The 13980-nt window shown below is 63.6% G+C and carries 13 protein-coding genes; 12 read left to right on the forward strand and 1 reads right to left on the reverse strand.

Features of this window, described 5'->3' with window-relative positions:
• Positions 1 to 122: 122 nt before the first annotated feature.
• A complete protein-coding gene (locus tag RQH14_RS22925; protein ID WP_311215413.1) occupies positions 123 to 950 on the forward strand; it encodes a hypothetical protein in 828 nt (275 codons plus the stop codon).
• 14 nt (positions 951 to 964) lie between these two features.
• On the opposite strand, the gene RQH14_RS22930 is transcribed toward RQH14_RS22925, so the two are convergent.
• Positions 965 to 1543: a hypothetical protein gene (locus tag RQH14_RS22930; protein WP_311215414.1), complete on the reverse strand. Its 579-nt coding sequence runs from the start codon at positions 1541 to 1543 to the stop codon at positions 965 to 967.
• A gap of 1042 nt (positions 1544 to 2585) precedes the next feature.
• On the opposite strand from RQH14_RS22930, the gene ftsH reads away from it, so the two are divergent.
• From ftsH to RQH14_RS22985, 11 genes are all read left to right on the forward strand, one after another.
• On the forward strand, positions 2586 to 4655 hold the full coding sequence (gene ftsH, locus RQH14_RS22935; RefSeq protein WP_311215415.1) for an ATP-dependent zinc metalloprotease FtsH: 2070 nt from the start codon (positions 2586 to 2588) through the stop codon (positions 4653 to 4655).
• Positions 4656 to 4665: 10 nt separating this feature from the next.
• Positions 4666 to 5301, forward strand: a complete 636-nt coding sequence (folE, locus tag RQH14_RS22940; protein WP_311215416.1) for a GTP cyclohydrolase I FolE — start codon at positions 4666 to 4668, stop codon at positions 5299 to 5301.
• A 5-nt stretch (positions 5302 to 5306) separates the two neighbouring features.
• Positions 5307 to 6212 carry a dihydropteroate synthase gene (folP, locus tag RQH14_RS22945; protein ID WP_311215417.1) on the forward strand — a complete coding sequence of 302 codons (906 nt, stop codon included), beginning with the start codon at positions 5307 to 5309 and terminating at the stop codon, positions 6210 to 6212.
• Positions 6213 to 6223: 11 nt separating this feature from the next.
• Positions 6224 to 6583, forward strand: coding sequence for a dihydroneopterin aldolase (gene folB / locus RQH14_RS22950; RefSeq protein ID WP_311215418.1), 360 nt, complete (start codon positions 6224 to 6226; stop codon positions 6581 to 6583).
• Positions 6580 to 7125, forward strand: coding sequence for a 2-amino-4-hydroxy-6-hydroxymethyldihydropteridine diphosphokinase (folK, locus tag RQH14_RS22955; protein ID WP_311215419.1), 546 nt, complete (start codon positions 6580 to 6582; stop codon positions 7123 to 7125). The genes folB and folK overlap by 4 nt, the downstream gene beginning before the upstream one ends.
• Positions 7122 to 7643, forward strand: a complete 522-nt coding sequence (locus RQH14_RS22960) for a DUF3180 domain-containing protein (RefSeq protein ID WP_311215420.1) — start codon at positions 7122 to 7124, stop codon at positions 7641 to 7643. Before folK ends, RQH14_RS22960 begins: the two co-directional genes overlap by 4 nt.
• Positions 7624 to 8136 carry a PH domain-containing protein gene (locus RQH14_RS22965; RefSeq protein WP_311215421.1) on the forward strand — a complete coding sequence of 171 codons (513 nt, stop codon included), beginning with the start codon at positions 7624 to 7626 and terminating at the stop codon, positions 8134 to 8136. Before RQH14_RS22960 ends, RQH14_RS22965 begins: the two co-directional genes overlap by 20 nt.
• Entirely contained in the window at positions 8133 to 9755 is a 1623-nt protein-coding gene (locus tag RQH14_RS22970) for a PH domain-containing protein (RefSeq protein WP_311215422.1), read from the forward strand. Before RQH14_RS22965 ends, RQH14_RS22970 begins: the two co-directional genes overlap by 4 nt.
• Positions 9748 to 10656, forward strand: coding sequence for a DUF2520 domain-containing protein (locus tag RQH14_RS22975; RefSeq protein WP_311215423.1), 909 nt, complete (start codon positions 9748 to 9750; stop codon positions 10654 to 10656). Before RQH14_RS22970 ends, RQH14_RS22975 begins: the two co-directional genes overlap by 8 nt.
• A 5-nt stretch (positions 10657 to 10661) precedes the next feature.
• Positions 10662 to 11564: a pantoate--beta-alanine ligase gene (gene panC / locus RQH14_RS22980; protein WP_311215424.1), complete on the forward strand. Its 903-nt coding sequence runs from the start codon at positions 10662 to 10664 to the stop codon at positions 11562 to 11564.
• Between the two features lie 120 nt (positions 11565 to 11684).
• Positions 11685 to 13226 carry a DHA2 family efflux MFS transporter permease subunit gene (locus RQH14_RS22985; protein ID WP_311215425.1) on the forward strand — a complete coding sequence of 514 codons (1542 nt, stop codon included), beginning with the start codon at positions 11685 to 11687 and terminating at the stop codon, positions 13224 to 13226.
• The last annotated feature ends 754 nt before the right edge of the window (positions 13227 to 13980 follow it).

Consider the following 13980-nt stretch of genomic DNA (forward strand, 5'->3'; position numbering starts at 1 on the left):
CTGGTGCGTGTGGCGGGTGTGGGTGCGGTGTTTGTGCTTAAGGGGTGCGAGGGGCGGTAGCGGGCGCAGATATCGAATTCCTGAGCCTGCCGCCGCGACAACCCCTCGCGCTAGACTGGACCATGACCGGTGCTCCTGCCCGTCTTCTGGCGTGGCTCGCCGTCATGGCGACTCTCCTCACGGCCTGCACTCCTGCGGTCGATCTCACTGAGCCCGGTTCCGGTCAACCAATCACATCCGCGTCTGCTGCGCCAGCGACGGGTGACCTTGAACCGGCCCCGTTGCCGAGCGCCACACAGACTCCTGTGCCCCCGCAGCCCGCACCTCCACGCGCGCCGCCGGCTGTGCCTCAGGCTTTTGCCCTGAACCTCTACCAAGACGGGGATTTCGTCCCTCAGTACACCTTTGACTGGTGTGTGGCCGCGAGCATCCAAATGGCACACAACCTCATCGATGACACCGGAGGCGGAACCTGGGCATCCTCGGCACAGCAAAGCGAGCTGTGGGAGATGGCACGTGCGAGGTCATCGAATTCATTCAACGGTGCCAACCCCCGGGGCTGGGCGCAGGTGTTGACTGAGGTCGGAATGGGCCCATACGCGGTAGTCAGCATCGCGAATTATGAGGACGCGTTGCAGACGGCGGCACGTGCCATCGCCGAGACCGGCAGGCCGGTGGGGTTGGTTATGTGGAGCGGGCGACATGCTTGGGTCATGAGCGGCTTTGAATCCATGGGTGATCCCGCCCAGTTCCCGGAATTCCAAGTAACGGGGATTCGAGTCCTGGATCCGCTCTATCCCCACGGCAGCGGGCAGTGGGGTCCCTCGCCGGAGCCCAACAGTCTGCTTACTCCTGGGCAGTTGGCCACACAGTTCGTGGTCCGTGAGCCGCGGCGGTGGAGCACAGACCTGCCCACCGGTTACTTGCTGGTGCTTCCGGTCGCGGCTTGACTCAACCCGGTGCCTTACGCCGCATGCAAGGAACGAAGCCCACCGTCGTTCAAAATACGCGCAAACACGCGGGGGTTCATCATGTCGGACCAGCCCCAGCGCACAACAGTGAGGCCTAGGGCACGCAGCCCATTCTCGCGGGCCTTCTCTGCCATGACTACCTGCTGGATGGTCTGCTTTCCCCGCAACTTTTTTCTCAGATACTTTCCGTGTCCATCGAATTCCCCCACTAGATCGACTTCGGGCCACCAGAAATCAGTTCGGGCCGTTCTCCCGTTTCCCAGCGTAAAAGAACCTTGAATGTTGGGCATGGGGAAGTTGAGCAAGATCATTTGTGCCCGGCTCATGGATTCCCCCACTGATTCGGATTTGTCTGAGGATAGATCCAGAATCGATGCGGCCCGTCGTTTTCTTGAAGAGCTCGTGAGAGCGGAGACAGCGTCAGCCAGTTCGTCGACGCGCGCCGGAGGACCCCACGCTTTGTCCTTGTTCCAGTTGTCGACCTCTGAATCGTCGCCCAACTCATGGTTTCGCCGACTGGAGTCCACAACGGCCAAGGCCTCAGCAAAATTCAGGGCGGCGGCAAGCTCCATGGTGGTGCGGACCTTGCCAGTGACCCGGAAGTCGCCAAGTTGGGCTACCCCGACGTCAAAGGACCCCAAGCTTCTACGGATCCCGTGCTTGGATCTGCCGCCTCTTGGGTCTCCAGTGACGGTGCATAAGCCTTTCGGGACACCCACAACGCCGAGCCCCCAAAGGAGTGCTGCCGTCTGCAAGTTGAACAGGGGCGCGGTCTTGGTCGTATTCACGAGTGCGGCTGCTTGGAGTCCGTGCCGCTGACGTTCGTTCAGTTCCGCCCAATATGCAGAGCGTGTATAAGCGCCCCGTCGGACCCGGACCAGCTCGCCACGCTTGGCCTGCTTCGCGAGGTGGCGCGCGTCCTGCCCGATACGTGTCGCATCTGAAGCAAGTATGAGTTCTGGAATGGCCATGGGTTCCACGCTTCCCGTTCTTGAGCGAAGGCGAAAGCACTGGTCAGAGCTATGTGGAAAAGCAGCATCGAGACCACGCCGAAGAAACCAAGGAGGTGACCTGCCAGCAACACTCAGCGAGGCAACGCAGCCTTCAGAACCGCACCCGTTTCCGCCGAGCGCGCCCGCTCCTCAACATGCCCGCACCCACTTCCGCCATCCGCACCAGTGGTTGCGGGTGCGGATGGCGCTAGTGGGTGCGCCGGCGGCGGTGGTGGTGGGTCTGCGGGTGCGGATGGCGCCAACGGGTGCGCCGGCCTGCCGCGCCGGGTGGTGCTGCGGCGGTGGTGGTGGTGCTGCGGGTGCGGATGGAGGAAGTGGGTGCGCCGGCCTGCCGCGCCGGGTGGTGCTGCGGGTGCGGATGGCCCCGACGGGTGCGCGGGAAACCGAGGCACGAGAGAACCCGCCCGCCGAGCAAGCGCAAAACCCCTGTTCCAGCGCCCCCGACGCGAGTATCCTGTGTACGCCCAGAGGGAACTTTTGGACTTTCCGGTGCGTGAATTACTGGGAACGGTGTATAGCTTGAAACTGAAGCAGCACCACTCGCGCGCAGAAGTTGCGCCTTGCAGCACTACCAGGAGGGACGGGGCAAAACCCCGATCAGATGAAAGCTAAGAGTTTCTTCAAGGGCCCGGGCATCTGGATTGTTGTCGTCGTTGGCTTGCTCCTGGTGGCATTCGCAACACTGGCTCCGGGCGGTTCAACGCGCATTGACACCAAGGAAGGCCTGGAACTCCTTTCCCAAAGCGGGAAGGTTGAGCAGGCCAAGATTTTCGACGCCGAGAACCGCGTTGACCTGGTGCTCAAGGACAACCTGAACCTGGACGGCCAGGACAAGGGCAAGAATGTTCAGTTCTTCTACGTCACGGACCGTGGTCCGGATGTGGTGAAGGCAGTCACCAACGCCAACCCGGAAAAGGGCTTCACGGACCAGCCGATCGAGAACAACTGGTTCTCCGGCCTGTTCTCGCTGCTCATCCCAGTGTTGCTGCTCGGTGTCCTGTTCTGGTTCCTGCTTTCCCGTATGCAGGGTGGCGGGTCCAAGGTCATGCAGTTCGGCAAGTCCAAGGCCAAGCTGGTCAATAAGGACATGCCGCAGGTGACCTTCTCCGACGTTGCCGGTGCTGACGAGGCTGTGGAAGAGCTCCAGGAAATCAAGGAGTTCCTCCAGGAACCGGCCAAGTTCCAGGCTGTTGGCGCCAAGATCCCCAAGGGCGTGTTGCTTTACGGCCCTCCAGGTACCGGTAAGACGCTGCTTGCCCGCGCTGTTGCCGGTGAGGCAGGCGTTCCCTTCTTCTCCATCTCCGGCTCGGACTTTGTTGAAATGTTCGTCGGTGTTGGTGCGTCGCGCGTCCGTGACCTGTTTGAACAGGCCAAGGCCAGCTCTCCGGCCATCATCTTCGTGGACGAGATCGACGCCGTTGGGCGTCACCGTGGTGCCGGGATCGGCGGCGGCAACGACGAACGTGAGCAGACGCTGAACCAGCTCCTCGTGGAGATGGATGGCTTCGACGTCAAGACCAACGTCATCCTCATCGCTGCCACCAACCGCCCGGACGTCCTGGACCCCGCGTTGCTTCGCCCGGGCCGCTTCGACCGCCAGATCACCGTGGAAGCCCCTGACATGATCGGCCGCGAGCAGATCCTGAACGTTCACGCCAAGGGCAAGCCCATGGCGCAGGGTATCGACCTCAAGGCTGTTGCCAAGAAGACCCCGGGTTACACGGGTGCCGACCTGGCCAACGTCCTGAACGAAGCCGCACTCCTTACCGCGCGTTCCAACGCCAACCTGATTGACGACCGCGCACTGGATGAGGCGATCGACCGTGTCATGGCCGGCCCGCAGAAGCGCAGCCGCGTCATGAAGGAACTTGAACGCAAGATCACCGCGTACCACGAAGGCGGGCACGCTTTGGTTGCCGCTGCCCTGCGCAACTCGGCGCCGGTCACCAAGATCACCATCCTTCCCCGTGGCCGCGCACTCGGCTACACCATGGTGATTCCTGAGGACGACAAGTACTCGATCACCCGTAATGAACTGCTGGACCAGATGGCCTACGCCATGGGCGGCCGCGTCGCTGAGGAAATCGTGTTCCACGACCCCTCCACCGGTGCTTCCAATGACATCGAGAAGGCAACTTCCACTGCCCGCAAGATGGTCACGCAGTACGGTATGAGCGAACGCGTTGGCGCTGTGAAGCTGGGCCAGGGCGGCGGCGAGCCGTTCCTTGGCCGTGACGCCGCACAGGAACGTAATTTCTCCGACCAGATCGCCTACGTGGTGGACGAAGAAGTGCGTCGCCTCATTGACCAGGCCCACGACGAGGCCTACGCCATCCTCACGGAAAACCGGGACGTCCTGGACCGGCTGGCACTGGAACTCCTTGAGCGCGAAACCTTGAACCAGGCTGAGATTGCCGAGATCTTCCATGACATCCGGAAGCGCGATTTCCGCGAGATCTGGCTGTCCAAGGAATCCCGTCCGGTCCAGTCGATCCCGCCGGTGGAAAGCCGCGCAGAAAAGGCTGAACGCGAAGCCCAGGAGGAAGCCAAGAAAGCCCGCCTGGACGAGCCGCTGGACGTCGTCGCTCCGCATGCCCAGGGGGTCAGCAGCCAGGACTCTTTCCAGGCACCGCGACCCGACGGCGGCAACGACTCCCCGCATCACGGCTAAGCTATCTGCCGTGACTCATTTCGACGACGACGACGACCTCGCCGCCGCCCACGGTTCCGCCGCGGGCTCCACGCACTCCCACAAAGTGGACCGTCCGCGCATCGAAGCGGCGGTCCGCGAGATCCTCCTGGCTATTGGTGAAGACCCTGAGCGTGGCGGCCTCCAGGACACGCCCAAGCGCGTGGCCAAGGCGTACGCCGAGGTTTTTGCGGGGCTCCACCAGCACCCGGCGGATGTCCTTTCCACCACGTTCGATCTCGATCATGAAGAGCTTGTCCTGGTAAAGGACATTCCCTTCTACTCGACGTGTGAGCACCACCTTGTGCCGTTCCACGGAGTGGCACATGTCGGTTATATTCCGTCACATGACGGGAAGGTGACCGGGCTCAGCAAATTGGCGCGGCTGGTCGACATCTACGCACGCCGGCCGCAGGTGCAGGAACGCCTCACCACTCAGATCGTTGAGGCGCTGGTGAAGCACCTCAACCCGCGTGGTGCGATTGTGGTCGTCGAATGTGAACACATGTGTATGTCCATGCGCGGCATTCGCAAGCCCGGCGCAAAGACCGTCACCAGTGCGGTGCGCGGTCAACTCCATGACCCGGCCACCCGCGCCGAGGCCATGAGCCTCATACTCGGAAGGTAAGCACTATGGACTCCCTCGCTGCAGCACCCGGAACCGGCCCGGCCACAAGCCCGTTGCCGATTCTCCGCAAACCGCGCCCCGCGGCCAGGTTCGAGGACCTGCCAACGGACCGCACGCTCGTCATGGGAATCCTCAATGTCACCCCGGATTCCTTTAGCGACGGCGGCACCCACCGGACGCCGGATACGGCCATCGCGCTCGGGTTGCGTATGTTCTACGCCGGCGCGGACATCATCGATGTCGGCGGCGAGTCGACGCGCTCGGGCGCCGAGCCGGTTTCCCCTGAAGAAGAACAGCGCCGTGTCATTCCGGTGATTCAGGCCTTGGTCAAGGCTGGCGCGCTGGTCAGCATCGACACGATGCACACGTCCACTGCTGACGCGGCCGTGGAGGCTGGCGCGGCCATCATCAACGACGTTTCGGGCCTGACCATCGAGCCCGGTATGCCTGAGCTCGTGGCCCGGACCAAGGTCCCGTACATCCTCACGCACCGCCGCGGCGACGCCATGACCATGGACAGCCTGACGGACTACAACAACGTGACCGAGGACGTGGTGGCTGAACTCAGCGGCGTCCGCGACAAGTTGTACGCAGCGGGCGTTGCCCCGGAGCAGATCATCATTGATCCCGGAGTCGGTTTCTCCAAGAACGAGGACCAGAACTGGGAAATCCTCAAGAACCTTGATCAGCTCTTCGGGCTGGGCCACAAAGTGATGGTGGCTGCGTCCCGCAAACGGTTCCTCGGTTCGTTGCTCACGGTTGCGGGCAAGTCGGCTGCTCCGCTGGAACGCGATGCCGCCACCGCTGCAATCACCGCTTTGAGCGCCACGAAGGGCGCCTGGGCTGTCCGGGTCCACGACGTCGGCCCCAGCCTTGACGCCGTCAAGGTCGCCGCCCGCGTCGCCCGCTGATAGGAAACGCTGTGGACAGGATCACGCTGACCGGCGTCACCGCCGTCGGTTATCACGGAGTGTTCGACTTCGAGCGCCGTGACGGCCAGCCTTTCGTGGTGGATGCCGTGCTCCATACAGATTTCACCAAGGCTGCTGAGACAGATGACCTCCAGGACACAGCTCACTATGGTGAAGTTGCCGAGCTGATCACCCGGCACATCGAGGGCGAGCCCTTGAACCTGATTGAGGGCCTGGCCGTCAGGATCGCGGAGGGCATCCTCGCGAACTACAGCGTGGCCGCCGTCGACGTCACCGTCCACAAGCCCAAGGCCCCCATTGAGGTGCCGTTTGGCGACGTTACTGTCAGTGTGCACCGGGAGCGAACATGACATCCGGCTACACCAAGGCCATCTTGGCCCTCGGCAGCAACCTGGGGGAGCGCAACGACACCCTTTCCACTGCGGTTGCGGCCCTGGTGGATCCGCCGGAGGTGCGGCTCCTTGGTGTTTCCCCGGTGGTGCAGACCAAGGCAGTCGGCGGTCCGGAAGGGCAGCCGGACTTCCTGAACATGGTCATGGCCGTCGAAACCACGTTGACCCCGTTGGAGCTCCTGAAGCATTGCCACGAGGTTGAACAGCAACATCACCGCACCCGTGAGGTGCGCTGGGGTCCCAGGACCCTGGACGTAGACATTATTGTGTTCGGCGACACCGTCAGCGACGATCCCGTCCTCACGATTCCCCATCCGCGGGCAGCCGAACGCGCTTTCGTGCTCTATCCGTGGTCGCTGTTGGATCCGCACGCTCAGTTGAACGGGCGCAGTGTTGCTGAGTTGTCCGCCGTCGCCGCTGACATGCCGGATATCCGGCGTTTCGATGGTTATGGCGACATCGCCGGCGTGCCTGCGACGGGAGCGGTGGAGCAGTCATGAAAGCAATGCGCCCGGTAGTTCTGGTGCTCATCGCCGTCATTGCTGCGGTCATTGGGTGGTTGGCAACAGCCACCACCAACCGTCTCAGCATGCCCACCCCGGTCCTGCCGGTATCCGCGCTGGTGACCATGGCCGTCATCGCCGGTCTCACGCTCATCATGGGCATTCGTGTCCTGCGCTGGCGCAACGGCAAAAAGAAGAACTTGCTCAATCCGATTCTGGCGGCCAGGACGCTGATCCTTGCCCAGGCCTGCGCCTATGCGGGAACCCTGCTCCTTGGCTGGCATGCCGGAATTTCGATGGACCTTCTCCGCATCGGCAGTTTGCGGGGCGGCGAAGGAATACTCTGGAATGCCCTGCTGATGGGCGGCGGTGGCGTGGCGATGGTGGTGGTTGGGCTCGTAGTGGAGCGTTTCTGCCGGATCCCGCCCGAGGATCTTGAAGGTGGCACTGCCGGACCGGGGACCCGTCGCGGCGAAACCAAGGGTGAAGGCGAGTATGCATACCGAGGCGATTGATCCTCCCGGCGTCCAGTGGATGCGGGTTTCCCCGAAGTACGTCACCGTGCGCTTGGTTGAGTGGGCCATCGGCAACGTGCTGATGCTGGCGGTCCTCAGTTTGCCGCTCATTTTCGTGCTGCTCGGGTGGTGGCGCTGGCCTCCGTTGTGGCTCGCCATCACTGTTCCCGCGGTGATGTTCGTCCTGGCGCTGTGGCGGCTGGTATTGATTCCCCGCCAAGTGCGCGCCATCGGCTACGCAGAACGCGACGACGACCTCCTCATCCGCCGCGGCATCTTTTTCCAGCGCACCATGGTGGTTCCCTACGGCCGGATGCAGTACGTGGACGTCGCGGTTGGGCCGGTTGAACGCAGTTTGGGACTGTGCACGCTCAAACTCCACACGGCATCAACCGGAACCAACGCGCACCTGCCAGGACTTCCTGCCGAGGAAGGCGCACGGTTGCGCGAACAGCTCTCGGCCCGTGGAGAAGCCAGGCTGGCCGGGCTGTGAGCCCGGAAGACAGTGCGGCGGTGAGCCTGCCGGATCAACCGGAAGCAAAGGTCGACGGCGACTGGAACCGCGTCCACCCGGCGTCACCTTTTGTTCGCGGCTGGGTGGCGCTTGCCGCCGTCGGGTTCTTCTTTGGCCGTGACGCTTTTGAGCGCATTTTGCAGGGCAGGGATTTTCTGGATCCGAACCTGAGCGGCCGGGTGCCGTGGCTTTTGGCCGGCGGAGCCGTGGTGCTGTTGTTGACGGTGGGCAGTTTCATCCTGAGCTGGTATTTCACGCGGTATCAGGTGGCCGAAGGGTACGTGCGGGTCAACACCGGTTTCCTGTTCAAGCAGCAGCGGCAGGCCAGATTGGACCGTGTCCAGGCCATTGACATTGTTCAGCCGCTTTTGGCGCGGATCTTCGGCCTCGCTGAACTCAAGTTTGAAGTAGCCGACGCCGGCGAGTCAGCGGTGCGGCTCGCTTACCTTCCGCTCGCTCAGGCGAAGCAACTGCGCGCCACCATCCTTGCGCGGGCCGCCGGCGTTGTCAGCGAGCCCGGCAAGGAAGAGGAAATTCCTGAGGCGCCGGAGCATGTGGTGCTGTCCGTGCCCCCGGCGCGGCTCATCGGGTCGTTGGTGCTGAGCGAGCAAACCGTCGGCATCCTGATCGGTGCCGCCGTGGTGGTTGCCGTCTCCGTTTTCACGGAGAACCAGACGCTGTTCCTGGCGCTCATCCCCGGCATCCTGGGCATCGGTGCCGCGTACTGGAACTCCTTCAACAAGGGCTATAACTTCACGGCAGCGATTTCGCCGGACGGTATCCGCCTTCGATACGGTCTCCTGGATACCCAGGCGCAGACCCTGCCTCCCGGACGCATTCAGGCAGTGATGGTGACGCAGCCGCCCCTCTGGAGGATTTTCGGTTGGTATCGGATGCACGTCAATGTGGCCGGTTATGGGGTGTCGGGCAGTACCGAGGGTGCCGCCCGCACCATGCTGCTGCCCGTCGGCATGAGGCCCGATGTCCTGCGGATGATGTCTTTGGTGCTGCCGGACCCGGGGGTCGAGGACCCGGAGCGCGTCTTCACGGCCGGACTGGATGGGCTGGCTCCGGCCGGGCCCGACGCCGCCCCGACGGATGAATTTGTCACCACACCCCGCCGCGCACGGTTGCTGGCTCCGCTTGGCCGGCGCCGCAACGGATTCCTTGCCACGCGAACGGCCCTGTTGATCCGGTCCGGCCGTTGGTGGCACACGCTGGTCCTTGTGCCGCATCAGAGGACGCAGTCCATGGCGCTCCATCAGGGGCCGTTGGCCCGCCGCTTCGGAGTGGCCGATCTGGTCCTTCACACCACCGCCGGACCTGTTTCTCCCCGGGTCTTCCAAGCTGATGCCGCGCATGCTGTGGAACTCTTCGACCAACAGGCTGCCCGCGCCCGCGAAGCCCGGAAACGGCAGACGAGCGAGCAGTGGCTGGCGCAGGTGGCACCGCAGGCTCCGGAGGTTGCAGCCGCAGCGGAAGTTGCCCCCACAGCGGAACAGCCGCCCCAGCCGGCACAATCCGCGCAGCAGGCCCGGCCAATCCAGCAGGAACACCCCCACACTTCACCGCAACAGGAGGACCGCCACGATGGCTAGGCCAGGACGACTCGGAGTCGGAATCATCGGCGCCGGCAAGGTGGGTGCCGTGTTGGGTGCCGCTTTGCGCGCGGCCGAGCACGCCGTCGTCGGGGTTTCCGCTGTGTCGGAGGCGAGCCGTGAGCGTGCCGAAAACCTGCTGCCCGGTGTTCCGGTCCTGGAGATCCAGGACATCGTGGAGCGCTCGGAACTGGTGCTGCTGGCCGTTCCGGACGATGCCCTCGGGGAGTTGGTGGCGGGGCTCGCCAAGCTGGGCGCCTGGCAGCCCGGCCAACTGGTGGCACACACGTCCGGCCGGTTCGGCGTAGGCATCCTCAACCCTGTCCGAGCGGTGGGCGCGATTCCGCTGGCGCTGCACCCGGCCATGACTTTCACGGGCATGAGCCTGGACCTGACCCGGCTCATGGATTGCACCTTTGGCGTTACCGCGGATGCGGCCATGCTGCCGATCGCACAAGCCCTCGTGGTGGAGATGGGTGCCGAGCCGGTGGCCATTGCCGAAGCCGACCGCGCCCTCTACCACGCGTCCCTCGCGCACAGCTCGAACCACATGGTCACGTTGGTGGCCCAGGCATCCCAGATGCTGCGGGAGATCGGCGTCGAAAACCCTGAGTCCATGCTGGGTCCGCTGTTGCGCGCCACGCTGGAGAATGCCCTTGCCTCCGGCGAATCTGCACTGACGGGTCCCGTGGCGCGTGGGGATGTGGGTACCGTTTCGGCGCACGCCCAGGCACTGAAAGAGTACGACGGCGGTGCGGGCGGCGATGTTCTCGCGGCCTACCAGGCCATGGCGCGGGCCACCGCACGCCGGGCGGAAAACCGCGGGCTCCTGCGGCCCGAACAACTGAATGAGATCGACGATGCCTTGGGTGCCGACCCCAAGTCGCCGGAAGGACGCTGAACAGCATGGCCATCAAACTCGTGACTACCGCGGCGGAACTGCGTGCCGAAAGCGCACGCTTGCTGGCATCGAAGGGCGGCAATTCTCAGGGATTGGTCCCCACCATGGGTGCCCTGCACTCAGGCCACGCGGCGCTGGCCCGGACGGCTGCGGCCGAGAACGACGTCGTGGTGGCCACCATCTTCGTCAACCCGCTGCAGTTCGGTGACGCCGTGGACCTGGATCGCTACCCGCGCACGCTCGACGCCGACATGGCCCTGCTGGATGCCGAAGGCGTGGATCTCGTCTTCGCCCCGTCCGTTGATGAGGTGTATCCCGGCGGCCAGCCCCTGGTGCGGGTTACCTCCGGACCGCTGGGCGAAAAGTGGGAAGGCGCTTCGCGCCCCGGCCACTTTGACGGCGCCCTCACCGTGGTGGCCAAGCTGCTGCATTATGGACTTCCTGGAGGTGCTGCCGTTGACGGCACGACGGCGGCTTACCGGGCTTACTTTGGCCAGAAAGACGCGCAGCAGCTGGCTTTGGTGAAGCGGATGGTCTCGGACCTGAACTTCCCGGTGGAGATCGTTCCTGTGCCGATCGTTCGCAGTGAGGACGGACTGGCCCTTTCGAGCCGAAACAGGTTCCTTTCCGATGAGGAACGAGAAGCCGCTCTTGTGCTGTCGCGTGCTTTGCACCTTATTGAGTCCCGCGCGAACGCGCATGAACCACTGGACCTGGACTCCGCCGTCGCACTTGTTGAATCCCAACCGTTGGTGGAACTGGACTATTTCGACGTCGTCGACCCCATGACGCTGGAGCCGCTCGCCGAGAACTGCAAGGAGACGCCGTTCCGCGGGGAAGGGCTGGCGATCATCGCGGCCAAGGTGGGGCCGGTGCGGCTCATCGACAACGCTCCTTTGCTCTCCTAGCGTTTGTTCTCCTGGCGTTAGGAATTTTTCTACTGACGGGAATTGGATACGCGCTTAGACTGTTCTAGTCTTCACCGGCATCGATCGCCGGACACCAAATCCAACCCTTGGGGAACCCTCATGTCTACCGACGTCACGTCCGACGCCAACGGCAAGCCTGAATCCGGAGCATCCGGTTCGGTCGCCTCTGCAGAGGCAACGCCTTCCCAGGCCCCGCAGATTCCGGCGTCCCCAGGGCCGACGTCACCAGGACCGGCGTCGCAGGCGCCGGTGTCCGGGAAGATGTCACGTGAATCCGTGACGGTCATTGTCACCCTTCTGGTGGCAACCTTCGTGGTGATCCTCAATGAGACCATCATGAACGTCGCCCTCCAGCGGCTCATGACGGACCTCCAGGTGAGTGCGTCCACTGTGCAGTGGTTGGCTACCGGCTTCATGCTGACCATGGCCGTTGTCATTCCGACAACAGGGTTCATCCTTCAGCGGATGAGCACCCGCGGGGCGTTCATGCTGGCCATGGGACTCTTCAGCGGCGGAACGCTGCTGGCCGCCTTGGCGCCGGGTTTCCTGGTGCTTTTGCTGGCGCGCATCGTTCAAGCCGGCGGTACTGCCATCATGCTGCCGCTGCTGATGACCACCATCCTGACGCTGGTACCCATGTCCAAACGCGGTGCCGTCATGGGCAATGTCAGCATTGCCATCTCGGTTGCTCCGGCCATGGGCCCCACCGTTTCCGGCATCATCCTGGACAACTTCTCCTGGCGCTTCATGTTCGTGTTCGTGCTGCCTGTTGCCTTGGCGGCTTTCGCGATAGGTGCCAAGTACCTCACCAACGTGGGGGAGCGCGAGAAGACCACGCTGGACGTGCCTTCCGTCATCCTCACTGTTCCCGCGTTTGGTGGACTGGTTTACGGCCTGAGCCAGATTGGTGGCGCCGAGGCCGGCGTTGTGCCCGTGATCGCGCTGGTAGTTGGAGTCGTCTGCTTGGCGCTGTTCGTCTTCCGGCAGCTCAAGCTCCAGAAGTCCGACGCCCCGCTGCTGGATCTTCGAGCCTTCAAGTTCCGCATGTTCACAGTGTCCACGCTGCTGATGGTCGTCGCCATGATGGCACTGTTCGGTGGTGTGATTCTGTTGCCGCTGTACCTGCAGAACACCCTGCACCTGGAGCCGTTGGAGACTGGCCTGGCACTGCTGCCGGGCGGTTTGGCCATGGGCCTCCTGGGTCCGGTCATTGGACGGATTTTCGACAAGGTGGGCCCCCTGCCGCTCACCGTCTCCGGCTCGGTGCTCATGGTCCTGACGCTGTGGCAGTTCTCCCGCCTGGATGAGGGAAGTTCCCTCGGCTGGGTTGTTGCCCTGCACGTCACCCTGAGCCTCGGCCTTGCCCTGCTCTTTACGCCCGCGTTCACCACGGGCCTGAACCCGCTGCCGCCGCACCTCTACTCTCACGGATCGGCGATCATCAGCACCGCGCAGCAGGTTTCCGGAGCAGCCGGGACGGCGCTGCTAGTGTCCATCTACGCGGTGGTCTCAGCGTCTTCGAACCAGGTCGCCGGCATGCAGGCGGCGTTCATGGCCGCCACTGTTATCGCTGTTGCTGCAGTGGTGCTTGGCGCCATGATGCGCAAGACCGAAGGCGCCGGAGGGCACGGGGGTCACTGACCCGCGGTTGCTACTACCGGTTTCCCCGCAAAACTCTCCCACCTTGGTGGGGGAGCTTTGTCGGTTAAGGGGGTGGCGACGATCGGTGAGGGTGGCGGTGTTTGGCGAGTGGTGGTGCCGCCAGAGGTGGCGGTCATCCTCGGCGCGCTCGGTCGTGCCGCGTCCCCTTTCCGGCCCTCTCTCATGTCCCTCGGGCTTCAGGCCGATGCTCTCTCACATCCCTCGGGTTTCCGGCCGTCGCTCGCTCACTTCCCTCGGGTTTCCGGCCGATGCTCGCTCACTTCCCTCGGGTTTCCGGCCGTCGCTCGCTCACTTCCCTCGGGTTTCCGGCCGTCGCTCGCTCACTTCCCTCGGGCTTCAGACCGACGCTCGCTCACTTCCCTCGGGCTTCAGGCCGACGCTGGGTCGTGTCCCTCGGGTGTGGTTGGGGGTTCGACGGCGGTGGTGGGGTTGTGTGATGGGCTTCACTTGGGCTGGTGTGGGGTGTGTTGGGGCGGTTTTGGGGTTGTTTACCCCGTGTTTGCGGGGTTTTTGGGTGGTGGTGGGGTGGATTTGGTGTGGGGGTGGGGCGCGTGTAAAGTTATTCGAGTCGCCGCCGCTGATGCGGAAAGTTAGCGACCGACTCCCTTCAAATTGCCGGTTTCGGTGGTGCTTTTGTGTGCCGCTGGTTGGTGTGGGAGGCCCGGGTTCTGGTTTGCTTTGTGCGGCTGGTTCGGGTAAGTTTGAAAAGTTGCTCCGGAGCGATCCTGGACCC

This window comes from Arthrobacter sp. WCS2018Hpa-7 (assembly GCF_031843805.1).
Taxonomy (GTDB): domain Bacteria; phylum Actinomycetota; class Actinomycetes; order Actinomycetales; family Micrococcaceae; genus Arthrobacter.